Source organism: Parafrankia irregularis (genome assembly GCF_001536285.1).
GTDB lineage: Bacteria > Actinomycetota > Actinomycetes > Frankiales > Frankiaceae > Parafrankia > Parafrankia irregularis.
The window spans coordinates 275168-292331 of the sequence record NZ_FAOZ01000002.1 but is presented as its reverse complement, the minus strand read 5'-3'; the positions used below and the strand labels follow the sequence as shown (position 1 = coordinate 292331).

General features: G+C 71.9%; 15 protein-coding genes. 3 read left to right on the top strand and 12 right to left on the bottom strand.

What is annotated here, in order from left to right; genetic code table 11:
• Positions 1 to 496 precede the first annotated feature (496 nt).
• Positions 497 to 1213: a dienelactone hydrolase family protein gene (locus AWX74_RS03785; RefSeq protein WP_091271582.1), complete on the top strand. Its 717-nt coding sequence runs from the start codon at positions 497 to 499 to the stop codon at positions 1211 to 1213.
• Between the two features lie 313 nt (positions 1214 to 1526).
• On the opposite strand, the gene AWX74_RS03780 is transcribed toward AWX74_RS03785, so the two are convergent.
• The 5 genes from AWX74_RS03780 to AWX74_RS03760 all read right to left on the bottom strand — a co-directional run bounded on the left by AWX74_RS03780 (position 1527) and on the right by AWX74_RS03760 (position 7282).
• Positions 1527 to 2306 (bottom strand): demethylmenaquinone methyltransferase, encoded by a 780-nt coding sequence (locus AWX74_RS03780; RefSeq protein WP_091271579.1) that lies wholly within the window; start codon positions 2304 to 2306, stop codon positions 1527 to 1529.
• 4 nt (positions 2307 to 2310) lie between these two features.
• Entirely contained in the window at positions 2311 to 3525 is a 1215-nt protein-coding gene (gene add / locus AWX74_RS03775) for an adenosine deaminase (protein ID WP_423212959.1), read from the bottom strand.
• Between the two features lie 77 nt (positions 3526 to 3602).
• Positions 3603 to 4808, bottom strand: coding sequence for a cyclic dehypoxanthinyl futalosine synthase (gene mqnC / locus AWX74_RS03770; RefSeq protein WP_091271577.1), 1206 nt, complete (start codon positions 4806 to 4808; stop codon positions 3603 to 3605).
• A 346-nt stretch (positions 4809 to 5154) separates the two neighbouring features.
• Positions 5155 to 5439, bottom strand: coding sequence for a hypothetical protein (locus AWX74_RS03765; protein ID WP_091271574.1), 285 nt, complete (start codon positions 5437 to 5439; stop codon positions 5155 to 5157).
• Between the two features lie 73 nt (positions 5440 to 5512).
• On the bottom strand, positions 5513 to 7282 hold the full coding sequence (locus tag AWX74_RS03760; RefSeq protein WP_091271571.1) for a serine/threonine-protein kinase: 1770 nt from the start codon (positions 7280 to 7282) through the stop codon (positions 5513 to 5515).
• Between the two features lie 692 nt (positions 7283 to 7974).
• Between AWX74_RS03760 and AWX74_RS03755 the strand changes: the two genes are divergently transcribed.
• Positions 7975 to 8496 carry a sirohydrochlorin chelatase gene (locus tag AWX74_RS03755; protein ID WP_091272080.1) on the top strand — a complete coding sequence of 174 codons (522 nt, stop codon included), beginning with the start codon at positions 7975 to 7977 and terminating at the stop codon, positions 8494 to 8496.
• Here AWX74_RS03755 and cobA read toward each other — a convergent pair.
• From cobA to AWX74_RS03720, 7 genes are all read right to left on the bottom strand, one after another.
• Entirely contained in the window at positions 8493 to 10121 is a 1629-nt protein-coding gene (cobA, locus tag AWX74_RS03750) for a uroporphyrinogen-III C-methyltransferase (protein ID WP_226932291.1), read from the bottom strand. The two genes, AWX74_RS03755 and cobA, sit on opposite strands and share 4 nt — an antisense overlap.
• Before the next feature lie 402 nt (positions 10122 to 10523).
• A protein-coding gene (locus AWX74_RS03745; protein ID WP_226931058.1) for an IS5 family transposase occupies positions 10524 to 11416 on the bottom strand; the annotation gives its coding sequence in 2 pieces (ribosomal slippage) (positions 10524 to 11047 and positions 11047 to 11416; 894 coding nt in all).
• A gap of 97 nt (positions 11417 to 11513) precedes the next feature.
• Complete coding sequence (locus AWX74_RS03740; RefSeq protein ID WP_091271569.1) at positions 11514 to 12185, bottom strand: phosphoadenylyl-sulfate reductase; 672 nt, start codon at positions 12183 to 12185, stop codon at positions 11514 to 11516.
• Positions 12185 to 12496, bottom strand: coding sequence for a hypothetical protein (locus AWX74_RS03735; RefSeq protein WP_091271566.1), 312 nt, complete (start codon positions 12494 to 12496; stop codon positions 12185 to 12187). Before AWX74_RS03735 ends, AWX74_RS03740 begins: the two co-directional genes overlap by 1 nt.
• On the bottom strand, positions 12493 to 14220 hold the full coding sequence (locus tag AWX74_RS03730) for a nitrite/sulfite reductase (RefSeq protein ID WP_091271564.1): 1728 nt from the start codon (positions 14218 to 14220) through the stop codon (positions 12493 to 12495). Before AWX74_RS03730 ends, AWX74_RS03735 begins: the two co-directional genes overlap by 4 nt.
• A gap of 55 nt (positions 14221 to 14275) precedes the next feature.
• A complete protein-coding gene (locus AWX74_RS42255) occupies positions 14276 to 14380 on the bottom strand; it encodes a putative leader peptide (protein WP_341271968.1) in 105 nt (34 codons plus the stop codon).
• A gap of 256 nt (positions 14381 to 14636) precedes the next feature.
• The gene (locus AWX74_RS03720; protein ID WP_165615454.1) at positions 14637 to 15182 is read right to left on the bottom strand and encodes a response regulator transcription factor; all 546 of its coding nucleotides are present in this window, start codon (positions 15180 to 15182) and stop codon (positions 14637 to 14639) included.
• 799 nt (positions 15183 to 15981) lie between these two features.
• On the opposite strand from AWX74_RS03720, the gene AWX74_RS03715 reads away from it, so the two are divergent.
• Positions 15982 to 17157 (top strand): helix-turn-helix domain-containing protein, encoded by a 1176-nt coding sequence (locus AWX74_RS03715; RefSeq protein ID WP_091271562.1) that lies wholly within the window; start codon positions 15982 to 15984, stop codon positions 17155 to 17157.
• The last annotated feature ends 7 nt before the right edge of the window (positions 17158 to 17164 follow it).

Sequence of the window (17164 nt, the reverse complement as noted above, 5' to 3'; positions counted from 1 at the left end):
CGCTGCTCCGGATTCCCACGCCTGTCGGCCGATCGCCGGCCTTGTTCCAGATCCCCTGCTTGCGCGCTCGTGAAATTCTTCACGAGCGCCACGCCGAAGTGTAGGCCTTGGCCGGCCCTGAGGCACCAACCAGGACCTCCAGAAGAGAAGAACAGTCAACCGACACCCCAGGACGACCACACAGCGCTACAGCCCGGCAACCGATGGCACCTTCGGCTTGGCCCGTCCGGGCCACACCGGCGACCGACAGCGCCCGACGCGACCGGCCCGACGCGACCGGACAGTGCCCCGACCCGAACGACCCCCGACGCGGCCAGACCGGGCCAGACAGGGCCCGTGAGGTGACATGACCATCCGAACCGGGTAGTTCCCGAAAGCTGGACAACCCCGCGCTGGCCCGCGCGCTCACGGACCGACGCCCCCACAGACCAGGAGCCCGCCGATCATCTCCGGCCCGGATCGACAGGCCCCACCGACCTCGGAGAGCGACGCGGCCATGACATCAGAAACAGTCGTCCTCACCACTGCGGACGGCCCCACCCCCGCCTTCATCGCGGAACCCGGACGTACCGTCCGCGGCGGAGTGCTCATCGTGCACGAGGTGTTCGGCCTCACCGACCACATCACCGACGTCTGCCGCAGGTTCGCGGACGCCGGCTGGCGGGCCGTCGCCCCGGACCTCTACCACCGGCAGGGATCACCCGTGTTCGACCACGCGGACGCCGGCGCGGCACTCACGCTGCGCGGGCGGCTGGCCGGTGACGACATCCTCGACGACCTGGACTCCGGACTGATGGTCCTCGCCGAGTCGGGAACACCGATCGACCGAAGCGCGGTCGTCGGATTCTGCATGGGCGGCAGCATCGCCTTCCACGCCGCGGTCCACCGCCCGTTCGCGGCGGCGGTCACGTTCTACGGAGGCGGGATCGAGGACGGGCGCTTCGGGGAGCCCTCGCAGCTCGAGGTCGCCACCAGCCTGCAGACCCCCTGGCTGGGCCTGTACGGCGACCTCGACCCGTCGACGCCGGTCGAGCAGGTGGAGCATCTGCGGATGGCGGTCTCCCTCGCCGACGTCGACACGGAGATCGTGCGCTATCCCGGGGTCAGGCACGCGTTCTACAACGACGCCCGACCGGACTTCTACGACGCCACGGCGGCCCACGACGCCTGGGCCCGCACGCTCGCCTGGCTGGAGGCCCACGTCCCCAGGTAACCCCGCACTCCCGCACCCCCGCCGGCCCGCCGGCCCGCCGGCGCAGCCCAGTCCGGCCCAGCCCGGCCGCCCCGGCGGCCCCTGCCCACCCGCCGCACGGCCACCCACCGGATCCCACTGGTTCCGAGCCGTCACTCAGCGCCCGCAATTCGTCCCAAGAGGGGCAAAAAGGGGTACGGAGTCGCTTGGCGACCCGCAAGACAGGAGGATTTCGGTCGCCGGAACGACCAAAATCGTTCACTCTTGCGGGTCGCCAAACGAGGCCGCCGGGCAATCCCGCGCTCGGGCAGCGGCAGGCCGTCAGGGTGCCTGGTCAGTCCTGCCCGCCGGGCCGCACCGCCCGGTGCACGGCGACGATGCCGCCGCTGAGGTTGCGCCAGTTCACCCTCGTCCACCCCGCCGAGCGGACCATTTCCGCCAGCTCCGCCTGCCCGGGCCAGGCCCGGATGGACTCGGCGAGGTACACGTACGAGTCGGGGTTGCTGCTGACCGCCCGCGCCACCGCGGGCAGGGCGCGCATCAGGTACTCCATGTACACCGTGCGCACCGGCCGCCACACCGGCCTGCTGAACTCGCAGACCGCCAGCACACCGCCCGGCCGGGTGACGCGCAGCAGCTCGCCGAGGCAGACGTCGACGGCAGCGACGTTGCGCAGCCCGAACGAGATGGTCACCCGGTCGAAGGACTCGTCGGCGAAGGGCAGCCGCAGACCGTCACCCGCCGTGAGCAGCACCCGGCCGCCGACCGGACCGGCCGCACCGGTACCGGTGCCGGAGGCCGTCGTGGTCGTGGCGGCCGACCGCGCGCGGTCGGCGAGGCGCCGACGGCCCTCCGCCAGCATCCCGAGGGAGAAGTCGCAGGCCACCACGTCCGAACCGGAGTCCGCGAACGCCCGCGACGACGTGGCGGTGCCGGCCGCGACGTCGAGGACACGCAGACCGGGGGCCAGATCCAGTGCCCGCGCGGTGGCCGTCCGCCAGGTTCGGTCAAGGCCGGCCGACAGCACCGCGTTCGTCAGGTCGTAGCGCCGTGCGACCTGGTCGAACATCGCGGCCACCTGGTCGGGCTTCTTGTCCAGTCCCGCTCGGCTCACTGGTTCATCCCTCTGTGCTCACCATCGACGGTGCCTGCTGTGCCCCGATGCGCTCGACCGCCGCCGCGGTGCTGCCGCCGCTGTCACGGTGACCGCCGCCACCGCCACCGCCACCGCTGTCACGGTCACCGCCGCTACCGGCTGCCACGGGGCTGCCGGCGATCGCCGCGGCGCTGCCGGCGGCTGCCGCGGCCTGCGCCCGGTCCCAGTCGGTGTGCTCGGCAGCCGCAGCCAACCTCGCCCGGGTGCCCTCGTCGCAGAGCGCACCGGCCAGCCCGGCGGCGAACACCTCCCGCAGCGGCACCCCGAGGCCCGCAGCGATCGCGGACTCCCGTTCGAGGTCGGTACCGAACATCGCCGGGTCGTCCGTGGCCAGCGAGCAGCGCAGTCCGGCCGCGACCAGCGCGGGCAGCGGATGGTCGGCCAGGTCGCGCACAACGCCGGTGCGCAGGTTCGACACCGGGCAGACGTCCAGCACGATGTTCCGCTCGACGAGCTCCGCGACCAGGTCGGGGTCCTCCAGCGCGCGCACGCCGTGGCGGATCCGCCGCGCGCCCAGCGCGTGCAGCGCGCCACGCACCGACTCCGCCCCGGCCGTCTCCCCCGCGTGCGGGACGGCGGCGAGCCCCGCGTCGGCGGCGGCGGCGAAGACCGGCGCGTACGGCTCCGGCGGATGGCCCACCTCGGGACCGCCGAGGCCGATCCCGACGACACCGCGGTCGACGAACCGCGACGACCAGCGCACGACGTCCATCGCGGCCTCTGGCGGGAGCACCCGGTCGATGTCGGGGGTGAGCCGCACCTCGACCCCGAACCGCTCGCGCGCCTCGCACGCGCCGTCCGCGTAGCCGGTGAAGATCTCCTCCCACGGCACGCCCCGGTGCACCCGGTACCAGGGGGAGAAGATTCCCTCCAGGTACACGGCGCCCTGCTCGGCCGCGCGGCGGGCGTAGTCGACGACGACCTCCCGGAAGTCGTCGGCCGTCCGCATGACGTGGGTGGTGAGGACCCAGACCTTGATGAAGTGGTCGAAGTCCCGGAACCGGTAGAGCTCGGCGATGCCCTCGACGGTGCGGGCCGGCAGCGCCTCGTTGTTGCGGCGGCCCATCGCGAGCAGCATCTCGGGCCGCACCGTCCCCTCCAGGTGGACGTGCAGCTCGATCTTCGGCCCGGTCTCGGACGCCGACCCGATCTCGGACGCCGAACCGATCTCGGACACCGCCGGCCCGTGCGCGGACACCGACCCGTGCGCGGACACCGCCGGCCCGGATGCCGCCGCGGCGCCCCGCTCGGGGGTCAGCTCGCCACCAGCGGCAGGGCCGTCGACGAGAAGTGGGAGGCCACCCGGTCGTCGACCGGGTCCAACGCCGGGTCCCTGTGTACGAGCAGGTGCCGGTAGAGGGTGTCCCGCTGGGCCGGAATCCGCCCCGCCGAGCGGATCAGGTGGATCAGCTCGGCGCGGTTGGTCCGGTGCCGGGCACCGGCGGAGGAGACGACGTTCTCCTCCAGCATGACCGAGCCGAGATCGTCGGCGCCCATGTGCAGGGTGAGCTGCCCGACCTCCTTGCCGGTCGTCAGCCACGAGCCCTGCAGGTGCGCGACGTTGTCGAAGAAAAGCCGCGCGACGGCCACCAGCCTCAGGTACTCCAGGGTGGTCGCCTGCGTCCGGCCACCCAGGTGGTTGTTCTCCGGCTGGTACGTCCACGGGATGAACGACCGGAACCCGCCGGTACGGTCCTGGACGTCCCGGATCATCCGCATGTGCTCGATGCGCTCGGCGTTCGTCTCGCCGGTGCCCATCATGAACGTCGCCGTCGACTCCAGGCCGAGGCCGTGCGCCGTCTCCATCACCGACAGCCAGACATGGCCCGGCTCCTTGAGCGGCGCGATCGCGTGCCGCGGCCGCTCGGTGAGGATCTCGGCGCCGGCGCCGGCGAAACTGTCCAGCCCGGCGTCACGCAGCCTGGTGATGACCTCCGCGTGCTCCAGGCCGGACGTCCGGGCGATGTGGACGACCTCGCTGGCCCCGAGCGAGTGCAGTGCCAGCTGCGGGTACGCCGCCTTGATGCCGGCGAACGTCCGCTCGTACCACTCGATCCCGAACTCGGGATGGTGGCCGCCCTGGAGCATGATCTGGGTCGCCCCGAGCTCGACGGCCTCACCGCACCTGGCCACGATGTCGTCCAGCTCGCGCACCCAGCCCTCGGCGTGCTTCGGTGCCCGGTAGAAGGCGCAGAAGCGGCAGGCGGTCACGCAGACGTTCGTGTAGTTGATGTTCCGGTCGATGATGTAGGTGGCGATCCCGTCGGGGAACCGGCGGCGGCGCACCGTGTCTGCGGCCAGGCCGAGCGCGTGCAGCGGCGCGGACGTGTAGAGCAGCAACGCCTCTTCCGGCGAGATCCGCCCACCGTCGGCCGCGCGATCCAGCAGGGCGCGGATCTCGCCGTCAGCCACGCGGGCCGGGCCCGCCGGGGACTCACCGTCGGCATCAACAAGGCTCACCCGTCAGATCGTACGACCTGTACCGCTTGAACCGATCGAATCGCGAGCACGTCGGCCCCGCGGCCCACCACCGGCGGAGCACCGGAAATTCTGATCGGTGACAAACCTGCCACGGACCGACTCGGGATCGTTTCGTGAAGAGTGAAGGATTTCGGTCGTCAGGACGACCGAAATCCTTCGCTCCTGTCCGGTAGCAACGCCAGCCGCAGCCGCTGCACCGCAGCCTGCGGCAGCCGCCCAGGCGACGTTCGCCCTGGACGGATCCCGGGCCTTCGGGGCACCAACCGGGCGGAGGTGAGGCCCGGCCGCCCGCCGTCACGAGTTACGCAAGGAACTACCCGACTACTCAAAAGGGCCCGTAGTCCGACGGGTTGTCACCGGAGCCGCGCCCCGCGCCACCGATCGGACCGGAGGGCCCGGCGCTCGGCGTGCTCGACATGCTCGACGTGTGGCCCTGGCCGGCCGAGCCGCCGCCGCCCGGTCCCCGGCCCTTGCCGGTGAACTTGCTGGTCAGCTGCTTGAACTTCGCCCGGTTCTCCGGCTTGTTCGCCACCGTCTTGGCCTTGTCGACCATCTCCTGGGCCTTGGGGCTGTGGAGCAGCTCCTGGACCTTGCTGGTGAAGTTCGCCATACCCTCGGTGTACCTGCGTCAGGCCCGGTTCATGCCGACAACCCTGTTCGGCCGGGACACTGCCGCACCCTGGTCACCCCGAACCGGTCGGCAGCAGGTCGGAGACGCCGCCCCGCAGGTCCTGAAGCCGGTCGCGCAGGCTCTCGTCGCCCGCGGGCGGGATCTGGATCTGGTCGTTCGGTTCCGGGAGCTGGTCCCGCGCCTCATCGCCCTTGCCACGGAACCAGTCGATCTGGTCGTCCACCCAGTCGTGCACCGAGGTGACGGTCCTGTCCCAGATCTGCTGGCGCTTGTTGTCCACCATCGTCGCGATCTGGTCGGCCGCGGACAGCAGAAGCAGCACCATCAGCACGAAGATGATCGTCCGCTTGAACGGGATCCGCAGCCGCCACCGCCGCCGCGGGCGGCGCGGCTCACGGTAGGGAGCTGGTGCCGGTGCGGGCGGAGGCGCGGGCGGCGGCGGGCGGTGGGCGTCGCGGTACGCGGAGCGCGGCGCGTCCTCGTGGTAGGGGGCCGCGGGTGGTGCGGGTGGCGGCGCCGGGCGGGCGGCGCGCGGCGCGGCCTGCCCGGGGCCGGCCGAGCCCGCCGGGTAAGGGGCGCCTGACCGGGCCAGGTCGGGTTCGTCGCCGTACTGGACGAATCCGCCCTTGCGTCGACGCGCCGGCTGCGGACCACCCGCGCCCGGCACGACCTTGCCGGGCTGTCCGGACTGTCCGGACTGTCCGGACTGTCCGGGCTGGTATGCCTGGCCAGCCCCCGCCGAGCCGCCGCGGGCGGCTTCCGGTGGCGCCTCCCACCAACGGCCGCTGACGTCACCGGGGCCCGCGACCCGGGTCTGCGCCGGCCGCTGGGCCGCGCCGGCGCCGTACGCGGCACCGGCGCCCGCTCCTGCGGCGGCCGCGCCCAGCCCGAGGCCGGCGGCTGCCGCGGCGGCGGACCGGCTGCGGGGCCAGGTGTTGTCGATGACCTCGGTGGCCGCCACCCGGGGGTTCGCCTTGGCACCGCTGCGGTCACCGAGCAGGCGCAGCAGCAGCTGCTCCGCGGACGGGCGCCGCCGCGGATCACGATGCAGGGCGGAGCCGACGATCCCGGCCAGCGCGGGCGGAACCTGGCGCAGATCGGGTTCGGTGGTGAGTACCCGCTCCGACATCTCCAGGTAGGTACCGTCGCCGTAGGGATGATCACCGGCCGCGGCGTACGCGACGAGCAGGCCCCAGGCGAAGACGTCGGTGGCCGGGCCGACCGGCGCCGTGCCCTCCATCTGCTCCGGAGCCATCCAGCCGACCGAGCCCAGGACCAGCCCGGTCTGGGTCCTCCCGCTGACCGCGTCGAGCGCGCGGGCGATCCCGAAGTCGATCACTCTGGGGCCGGAGTAGGACAGCAGGACGTTGCTCGGCTTGAGATCGCGGTGGACGATGCCGGCGCCGTGGATCGCGGTCAGTGCCGAGGCGACACCCACGGCCACACCCTGCAGGGTCGACAGCGGGAGCGCCCCGGATTCGTCCACCACCCGGTCGAGGCGGGCGCCGTCGATGAACTCGGTGACCAGGTAGGGGCGGCGTGCGTGCGGGTCCGCGTCGAGAACCTGTGCGGTGCAGAAGGGAGCGACCCGGCGCGCGGCGGCGACCTCGTCGGCGAAACGGTCCCGGAACTCGGGATCCACCGCGAGATCCGACCGGATCACCTTGATGGCCACCTTGCGGCCCTGCTGGTCGAGGGCGAGGTAGACCCGGCCCATGCCACCGGCACCCAGCCGGCCGATCACCTCATACCGCCCGATCGACGTCGGATCGTCCGGGTGCAGAGGTTCTCCCTGCGACCGGAGGGCCGATCGGTCCGCCACGTCTCGCCCGCTCTCCGCTCGTCGGCGCGGCCGCGAACGACGCGCCCCGGTTCACGCGCGTCGCGCGAACACAGCCATCATCACGCTTCGGCGGCGCCCATGACAGACGTCCGAACACGGGTCATGTAACGCACCGCCGACCGCGACGCTAACGCGCCCACGGCCCCACGGCCGTGCGCTGTCCGCATTCCGACGCCGCGGCGGCGACCAGTAGCCTGATCGACACGGTCGCGCTGGTCGCGCTGGTCGCGTTCTCGCGGAGAAGCCGAGGAAGTGGGGGAAGCCGGACAAGAGGTCGGCTTCGGCGCGGCCCTGGCGCTTCGGGCGCCCGGCGAGGAGAGAGCCTACCTGCGGCCGCCGACGGGACAGGGCCGGCGGCAGCAGGTACGGGAAGAGCACACCATCACCGAACTGCCCATGTCGAACGCCTGTTCACACTATTGGGGAGTGAAAGCCCGTTCTCGCGGGCTTGCACCGACTTCGACCACCCGGGCGTGTTACCCAACCGGGTGGTCTGGGCGATTCGCCCAGTATTCTCCCGTTCCGCCCGATACCTGCCATGGCTCCGGCTCCCGTCTCCCCGGCCCCCGGTCCCCCGCCAGCGGCGGCGCAGTGCGGGCGGGGGCAGACTTGAGGTCATGCGCGGCCTGTTGGTGATCGGACACGGCTCACGCCGAGACGAGGCGAATGCCATGGTGATCGAGCTCGCACGCGCGCTCAGCCGTGGCGGCGACCCCGCGTACGAGGAGGCGTCCGACGCCGGCGCGGCGGACGGCGACACGGCAGGTCCGGGCACGGCCTCGCCGGACGCGGGCACGTTCGACCCGGGCACGTTCGACGCGGGCACCGCGGGCACGACGAGCGCGGGCACAGGCGCGACGGGCGCGGCCTCGCAAGCGGGCGCGGGCACGACGAGCACCGCACCGGCCTGGCAGGCGGTGGAACCCGCCTTCCTCGACGTCGTCCACCCGGACATCGCCCAGGGCTACGCCGCGCTGGTCCGTGCCGGCTGCTCGGAGATCATCGCGCACCCGTTCTTCCTGTTCGAGGGCAACCACACCACCCGCGACATACCCGCGGCACTTGCCGCCGCGCAGGCGGAGCACCCCACGACCCGCTGGACCATCACCCGCCCACTCGGGCTGCATCCGGGCGTCGTACAGGCGGTACGGGCCCGCATCGACGACGCCGTCGGCCGGCCAGGCCCCGACTAAGACCCGGGTGTCGGCCGACCTGTCACGAGTTCGCCGACGACCGCCGCGAGTGGGTAGATCCCGGGCTCCGCCGGCACGGCGTCGACCCGCAGCCCCGCCGCCTCGCAGGCCTCGACGGTCCGGCGGCCCATGGCGGCGACCCGGACGGTGTCGGGCAGCGGCCCGTACAGCTCGGACAGGCAGCGCGCCGCGGTCGAGGAGGCGAGCGCGACGGCGTCGAGGTCGCCGTGCCGCAGTTCTTCGGCGATCCTCAGGTCCGGCTCCGCCGCGACGTCCGTGAGCAGCCTGACCCGGCGCAGCGTCCGAATCCCCGCCGGCGGCGGCGCCGACCCGCAGATCACCACCCGCAGCCCCGGAACGGGCACCTCGGTCACCACCCGGTTGGCGACCTGGACCTCGGCCGAGGAGCGCACCGAGACGAGTCCCAGCGCGTCCAGGGCGGCGGCGGCCGAGTCGGAGGCGGCGACGAGGGTCAGACCCGCGAGGGCCCGTACGTCGGTGCCGGCCGCACGCAGCAGCGTCACGGTCGCCGCGACCTCGTCCGCGTCCGCCAGCACCAGGCCGTCCGCGCCGGGCAGCGCCTCCCGCAGGGCGGCGCCGTCGGTGGCCGGGACGAGACGGCTGACCACGGTCTCGACCGCCTCCGCGCCGAGCTCGCGCAGCCTTCGGGCGAGCAGGCTGTCTCGAGCCCGCGTCCGCGGCACGAGCACTCGGACGCCCGCCAGCGGCCCGGCGGCCGCGGTCCGGTCGCCGTCGGTATCGGCCGCCGAGCCCACCGCCGCCTGATCAGGCAGAACGGCGGCGTCGCGCCTGGCCGCGACCGGACCGACCACCAGCACGGCCGGTGAACGCAGCCGAAAGGCGACGGCGTCGACGGCGATGGACTCAAGCGTCGTCCGGAGCACCCGCTGGGCGGGCGTCGTCCCACGTTCGATGACAGCGGCCGGGGTCTCCGGCGGACGTCCGCCGCGCAGCAGGGCGTCAGCGATGTCGATCAGTCGGGCGACCCCCATGAGCACGACGACCGTGGCGCGCGAGGACGCCAGGGCCGCCCAGTCCACCGTCGAGTCGGGATGACCCGGCGGGACGTGGCCCGACACGATGGTGAGGTCCTGCGCCACCCCGCGATGGGTGACGGGAATGCCGGCGTAGGCCGGCGCGGCGATCGCGGAGGTCACACCGGGGACCACGGTGCAGCGGATACCTGCGGCGGCGCAGGCCTCGGCCTCCTCACCACCACGGCCGAGCAGGAACGGGTCGCCGCCCTTGAGCCGCACCACCGTCGCACCGGTTCGGGCCTCATCCACCAGGATCTGGTTGACCTCGTCCTGGCTGCGCGACCGCGTCGGACTCTTGCCGACATGGATGATGCGAGCGTCCGACCGGACCGCGTCGAGCAGCACGGCCGCGGCCAGCCGGTCGGTGACCACCACGTCCGCGGCGGCGAGGAGCTCGCGGCCGCGGACCGTCAGCAGCCCGGGATCACCCGGCCCGGCACCCACCAGCCAGACCTCACCGGCGCCGCCGCGGCCGGCGCTCGGGCGCCCGGTCGTCGTGGGCTCCGGGGCCGGGGCCGAGCCCGGGGCCAGGGCCGATCCAGGTTGGTGGGCGCCCGGCCCGGTCATCGCGAGAACCACGGCGTGCACGGTACAGGCCAGAGGTCACCGCAGGCCGGGATCATCGTCTCCCAGGCTCGCAGGAATCCCGAGCTACGAGCCGCGAGCCGCCGCCACTGTGCTGTCGCTGTCGCTGTCGCTGTCGCCGAGCAGGACCTGAGCATCCCGGTCCGCAGGGAGCGCGAGCCCCGCCCGCCACGGCCACCCATCGAGGATCCCGCACAGCCGCACCACACCAGCGATCCACCTCAAGAGGGGCAAAAGGGGCGCAGATTCACCTGGCAACCCGCAAGAAGTGAGGATTTTGGTCGTTGGAACGACCAAAATCCTTCACGCTTGCGACTCGCCAACCCGGGCCGCCGGGCCGCCGGGCGCCGATCGAAGCCGCTGTACTAGGCCGTGTCCGGCCGATCATGGTGGTCGGAGCCAGAGCCGCAGCGCTGCGGCGGTGACAGTGCCATGGAAGACGTAGGCACGTTTGTCGTAGCGGGTGGCCACAGCCCGGTTCTGTTTCAGCAGGTTGATGCACCGCTCGACCGTGTTACGGCGCTTGTACGCCTCGGCGTCAAAGGACACCGGACGTCCACCGCGGCGACCACGGCGGAGCCGGTTGGCCTTCTGGTCGCTCTTCTCCGGGATCGTCGCGGTGATACCCCTGCCGCGCAGGTAGGCCCGGTTGGCGCGGCTGGAGTAGGCCTTGTCCGCCAGCACCCGGTCCGGTCGGGTCCTGGGCCGGCCAGGACCCGACCGGAGCATGCGGACGCGGTCCACGACCGCGGTGAACCGGGTGGAGTCCGCGACCTGACCGGCGGTGATCAGAAGACTGACCGGCCGGCGATACCCGTCGGCACCCAGGTGAATCTTGGTGGTGAATTCGCCGCGGCTACGGCCGAGTCCTTCATCGGGCGCATCGTTCAGGGGCACCTGGTTTTTCCCGGTACCCGGGGCCGCTGTCTCGGTGCGCCGGCGGCATGCTGGTGGGCGCGGCAGATCGTGGAGTCCACGCCCAGCTCCCACGCCCCACCGACCCCGGCGGGCGGGTCTGCATCCCCGCCGCGGCGTAGCTCACCGGCCAGCCGGTCCCAGGTCCCGTCCGCCGACCAGCGACGATGCCGCTCGTACACGGTCTTCCACGGGCCGAACCGCTCCGGTAGATCCCGCCACGGCACCCCGGTACGGACCCGGAACAGAATGCCGTTCACGACTTGGCGGTGGTCCCGCCATCGGCCGCACCGTCCGTTACTCGCCGGCAGCAGTGGCGCCAACCGGTCCCATTCCTGCGCTGTCAGATCCCCCCGCCCCATAGGACGACCGTCCCGGCAAAAGATCCACGCGTCCGGCCAACCAGGTTGGCGCCCACACCAGGACAACACCCATCAACCATGATCGACCGGACACGGCCTAGTGGATACCGCACTCGGTCTTGCTGGTGCCGGCCCAGCGGCCATCCCGGCCGGTGCCCCGCCGGGTGCACGGCCAGCAGCCCACCGAGTCGTAGCCGTCGCTGAGCAGCGGGTTGACGATCACGTTGTGCTCCTGGACGTACCGGTTGACGTCCTCGTCCGTCCATGCGGCCAGGGGGAGCACCTTGACCTTGCCACGGCGCTGGTCCCAGCCGATGACCGGCAGGTCCCGCCGCCCCGCCGACTCGGCGCGGCGGGAGCCGGCGGCCCAGGCCCGGTACGGCGCGAGCGCACGGTCCAGCGGGACGACCTTGCGCATCCGGCAGCACAGGTCCGGGTCGCTCTCGTAGAGCCGCGGGCCGTGCACGGCGTCCTGCCCGGCGACGGTGAGCTGCGGGCTCGCGCTGATGATCGGCAGGGAGTAGGTCTGCGCGACGGCGTCGCGGGTGCCGATGGTCTCGGCGAAGTGGTAACCGGTGTCGACGAAGATCACCGGGACGTCCGACCGGATCCGCGACAGCATGTCGGCGAGAACCGCCTCGGCCATGGAGGCCGCGACAGCCAGCCCGGTGCCGAACTCCTCCACCGCCCAGCCGAGGATCTCCTCGGCTGGCGCGCCTTCGAGCTCCTCGCCGGCCCGCAGTGCCCGGGCCTTCAGCGCGGCATCCATCAGTTCGTCTCCTCCACGTCCGACGGCGCTGCGGCGGTGCCGTTCGCCGAACCCGGTGTTCTGGCCGTCGTCCCGACGGCGACGTCCCTGCTGGTCTGATCGGTGCTGGTCTGATCGGTGCTGCTGTGATCGGGGCTGCTGTGATCGGGTGTCGCCGCTACCAGCGCCGTGAGGCTGAGCCGGAAGGCCCGCCGGCAGGCCCGGCAGGCCCAGTGCCCGTGCCCCTCGCCCGTACCGCCCGGGGCGGGCTCGGGTACGAGCTCCTCCTCGCCGCAGTACGGGCAGTAGAAGGGGACGGCGCGGGCGCTCACGTCGCGCCTCCTGAGCCGCCGTGGCTGGGCGCGGTCAGCAGCGCCTCGTCGGCGTGCTCCGCCCAGTCGGCGAACGTGTCGCCCTCGGCCCGGTTCGCCTGGTAGGTCTCCAGCAGCCCGACGACGTAGTCGACGAGGCCGTCCGCGGTCACCTTGAGCCCGCGGGACTTGCGGCCCAGCCGGGAACGGGTGCCGAGGTGCCCACCGAGGTGGACCTGGAAGCCCTCGACCATCTCGCCGTTGTCGTCGGGGACGAGGGAGCCCTTGAGGCCGATGTCGGCCACCTGGAAGCGGGCGCAGGCGTTCGGGCACCCGTTGATGTTGATGCCGATCGGCTCGTCGAAGTCCGGCAGCCGGCGCTCGAGCTCGAGGATGAGGTCGCGGGCGTTGCCCTTGGTCTCGACGATCGCCAGCTTGCAGAACTCGATGCCGGTGCAGGCCATCGTGCTGCGGCGGAACACGCTCGGCTTCACGACCAGGTCGAGCTCGGCGAGCTCGGCCTCGAGCGCGTCGAGGTCGCTCTCCGGCACGTCGAGGATCACCAGCTTCTGCATGGTGGTCGCCCGGATCCGGCCCTGGCCGAACCGGTCCGCCAGGTCCGCGACCGCGGTGAGGATGGTGCCGCTCACCCGGCCGGCCCGGGGTGCGAAACCGACGGCGAAGCGCCCGTCGCGCTGGCGGTGGATCCCGATGTGGTCGCGGCCCTCGTTGCGCGGCGGGGGCGGCGGCGGGCCGTCCGGCAGCGGTGAGGCGAGGTACTCCTTCTCCAGGGTCGACCGCACCCACTCGACGCCCATGTCGGCGACGAGGAACTTCAGCCGGGCCCGGGTCCGCATCCGCCGGTACCCGTAGTCGCGGAAGAGCTGGATGACGCCGTGCCACACCTCGGCCACCCGGTCGGGGGTGACGAACGCGCCGAGGCGCACGCCGAGCTTCGGGTTCGTCGACAGGCCGCCGCCGACCCACAGGTCGTAGCCGGCGCCGAGCTCGGGGTGCACCACGCCGACGAAGGCGATGTCGTTGATCTCGTGCAGGGTGCACTGGTCCGCGCAGCCCGACATCGCGCTCTTGAACTTGCGCGGCAGGTTGGACAGTGACCGGTCACCCACGAACCGCCCGACGACCTCGTCGATGACGCCGGTGGCGTCGATGACCTCGTCCTCGTCCACGCCCGCCAGCGGGCAGCCCAGGATGACCCGGGGCGTGTCGCCGCAGGACTCCTCGACCGTCATCCCGGCGGCCTCGAGCGCGCCCCAGATGGCCGGCACGTCCTCGATGCGGATCCAGTGCAGCTGGATGTTCTGGCGGTCGGTCACGTCGGCGACGTCGCGCCCGTACCGGGTGGAGATGTCCCCGATGACCCGAAGCTGGTCGGACGTCAGCCGGCCGCCGTCGAGGCGGATGCGCTGCATGAAGTAGCGGTCGTCGAGCTCCTCGGGTTCCAGCACGGCGGTACGCCCGCCACTGATCCCCGGCCGGCGCTGCGTGTAGAGCCCCCACCAGCGGAACCGACCGCGCAGGTCCTGCGGGTCGATCCCGTCGAAGCCCGTCTGCGGGTAGAGGTTCAGAATGCGGTCACGGACATCGAGACCGTTCTGGTCCTTCTTCATCCGCTCGTTGGCGTTCAGCGGCTCGGTGTAGCCCAACGCCCACTGGCCCTGCCCCTTCGGTCGGGACGGAGCGTTCGAGCGCGCGGCACGCGGGTTCGGAGCAGGAGAAGTCATGGTATCTCTCGGTGAGCAGGGTCCACCCAGGCGTGACACGCCGAGGTGGGCGGAGTCAGCGGGAGCGGCGACAGCCGGCGCTGGAGACGCGCAACAGGTCGACGTGGAGACGCGCGACCAGGCGAGGGTCGATGGGACCGACATCAGTCGGCCGCGGCATGAGCCCGACCCGCGAGGAGGCCCCGAGGCCTGACAGCCCGGCCACAGGGAACGCGCCAGCACGCCGGCGCCGAGCGGCCATCCGCCGCTCGCCCGACGGCTCCAACGCGTGGACCCGGGCAGTCACGCTGGCCATGTTCCCACAGATGAGGCGCAGACGTCGTGGATACGTCGTCACACCCCATCTGGGTCACAGGCCAGCCACAACCGGCGACCAAGCCGCGTTCGGGCGGGGCGGGTTCCGATCCGGGCCGGGCTCAGACCAGACGGGGTCTGCGACACATCTGGCGAATCCGGTCCAGCAGGGCCCCGGTGGACAGGTCCTTCTCCATGAGCTCGTCGGCACCGAGCGCCATGGCCTCCTCACGCAGGCTTCGCTCCGAGAAGCCCGTGAAGATCACCACCCGCGCCTCGGGCACGGCCCGGCGGACGCGTGGCAGCGCCCCGAGCCCGTCGAGGACGGGCATCGCCACGTCCAGCAGCACCAGGTCCGGCTCCGTCCGGGCGACGACCTCGACCGCTTCGGCACCGTTGGCCGCCCGGCCGACCACGGTGAAGTCCGGCTCGGTGTCGAACAGGAGGCACAGAAGCTCGCGGAGCCCGTCGGCGTCGTCCGCCACGACCACACGGTAGGGACCCCGCCGGCCGCCACGGCCGCGAGCCGCCGAAACCCGGTGCGCAGCCCCGGCGACACCGACCTCGGGAAGGCCGGTCACCGAGACACCAGCCTCAGGGACATCAACCCCGGGGACATCAACCCCAGCGAGGTCGATCTCCTCATCCGTCGACGGCCAGGAGTCCATCACTCGTCTTTTGTACGCGCTACCGGGCGCCGCGCCCATCGTCATTCGGGATGGTTCCACGGTATGACCCAAACGCGCTGGACACCCACCCGTTCGCTCCGGCTTGAAGCGCCTCTCGGGCCATCCACACCGGATACCCGTGACACTGCGACGAATTGTGGCGACGCGACGGTGACCAACGCTTTTTCAGTCCCATTTCCGGCGCGTCAATAAAAACGCCCAGCACACAACCAATTCACAATAGAACGGCGCCCACCGGTACGGACGCGAGACGTGAGGCGGAACACCGATCCAGCTCGCGGCACAACGACATGGACCGCGGGAGCACCTCACACCCTAAGCCGTGAACGGCCGTCCGACTACGAAGAGTAGCCATCGCGAAGGCAACACCGCTACCACAGGCCCACACGAGAGAGGTAACTGTCCGTGTCCGGGACCTTTGACCCAAGGCACTCCTTGTGCCAGGAGGAGTATTGTCATTACTCCAGGTGATGCTTCACCCGGTCACCTCTACGCACAGGTACAGCTAGCCGCAGGCGCAGCAGCGTCAGAGACAGCCCAAGCAGACACAGATAACCCCGTACGCACACGGTGGCAGGCATCGGATTGTCCGGAGCGTGGGCGCGACCTCAGCCAGGGAGCATCCACCCCGTCGTCAACGGTGCCGCCACGCCCCCACGACAGTGAGCGGGCAGCCGACAGCGGCGCACGACCGGCGTTTCATCCGCCCCGCCCACTGGATGAAGCACGCCGGAGTGGTCGCGTCTCGGAGCCCCGGGCAGCGGAAGGATCGGCGCACATGCGGCAACGGAGCCGGGGCCGGCAGGGTCTGAGTACCGCGGAGGACATGCTCCCGACGGAGATTCGACGGCGCCGTTGCGAACGTGGCCTGACCCGGGAGGAGCTTGCTGGCCGGACTGGTTACAGCCGCCAGTACATCAGCCAGTTGGAGCAGCCCAGCCGCGGCATCCCCGCCCGGCCGGTCCTGGCCGCCGTGGACGCGGCGCTGGAAGCCGGCGGCGCGCTCGTCGACCTGCGTGAGGCTGCCGTCGCCGAACGCGCCGAACGGCGCGGGCAGCAGCCGGACGCCGAGGTCGAATCCCGCCGTCGGATCGGTGACCTGCTCGACCACCGCCGTTCCGATCGCGAGCTGGACTACCTCGACCGGCTTGCCGCCGATCTCATCGCCGCCGCGGACGCGCTGGAACCGGCCGACGTCACCGCCCGAGTACTCGACCAGCAGACCTTCGTCGACCAGCTCCTGGCGACCCCGATGCTGCCGCACCAGCAGTTCCGCCTCTTCATGATCGCCGGTCACCTCGCCGGCCTGCTGGCGATCTCCCTGCTCGACATGGACGAGCTGGCGAAGGCGAGCACCTGCTGCCTGGAGGCCGCGGTCTTCACCGAGCTGACCGGGCACGAAGGACTACGAGCCTGGACGCTGGCGATCAACAGTCTCATCGACGCCGCGGCCCGGCATGCGGACGAGTCCGGAGCCTCGGCGGTGGCGGGCGCGGAGGCAACGGCCGAACGCTCGGAGCCGAGGCTGGTAACGGCGCGAACCGTCAGGAATCCTGACATCGGCTCGGGGGGTCGCGCCTCTCGGCCGCCGGTCAGCCGCGACCCCGACGGTGCCGACCTGGCGCTGGAAACTCCTCCCCGTAACTCCGGGTACACCGACGAGCAGCAGAACCGTGGGGAGACTCCGCAAGCGGGTGGCCCGTCCGACGCCCGTCCGGTGCTCCCCCACCGGCAGACCGAGGACCTCTCGTCACTGTCCGCATCCAGTTTCGGCGATTCGCCGTTCGGCCCGTCGCCGAGCGTCGACGAGATGTTGATTGCTCCGGGCGGGCGTGCGACTCCGCCCCGGCTGATCGCTCTCGTCAAAAGGCGGATCGCACGCTTCGCCACGGCGTCGGCCCAGCGAGCTACGCCACCGGTGGGCATCTCCCAGGCTTTCCGCCCGCCGGTCTGAATCTATA

What these genes read in the sequence shown, in the direction of transcription:
- AWX74_RS42255 (WP_341271968.1), bottom strand. Translation starts at nt 14,380, where the DNA reads ATGCCGCGGCCGACTGATGTCGGTCCCATCGACCCTCGCCTGGTCGCG.
- AWX74_RS03755 (WP_091272080.1), top strand. Translation starts at nt 7,975, where the DNA reads ATGGTGATCGAGCTCGCACGCGCGCTCAGCCGTGGCGGCGACCCCGCG.
- AWX74_RS03730 (WP_091271564.1), bottom strand. Translation starts at nt 14,220, where the DNA reads ATGACTTCTCCTGCTCCGAACCCGCGTGCCGCGCGCTCGAACGCTCCG.
- AWX74_RS03715 (WP_091271562.1), top strand. Translation starts at nt 15,982, where the DNA reads ATGCGGCAACGGAGCCGGGGCCGGCAGGGTCTGAGTACCGCGGAGGAC.
- AWX74_RS03720 (WP_165615454.1), bottom strand. Translation starts at nt 15,182, where the DNA reads ATGGACTCCTGGCCGTCGACGGATGAGGAGATCGACCTCGCTGGGGTT.
- AWX74_RS03740 (WP_091271569.1), bottom strand. Translation starts at nt 12,185, where the DNA reads ATGGATGCCGCGCTGAAGGCCCGGGCACTGCGGGCCGGCGAGGAGCTC.
- cobA (WP_226932291.1), bottom strand. Translation starts at nt 10,121, where the DNA reads ATGACCGGGCCGGGCGCCCACCAACCTGGATCGGCCCTGGCCCCGGGC.
- AWX74_RS03765 (WP_091271574.1), bottom strand. Translation starts at nt 5,439, where the DNA reads ATGGCGAACTTCACCAGCAAGGTCCAGGAGCTGCTCCACAGCCCCAAG.
- AWX74_RS03785 (WP_091271582.1), top strand. Translation starts at nt 497, where the DNA reads ATGACATCAGAAACAGTCGTCCTCACCACTGCGGACGGCCCCACCCCC.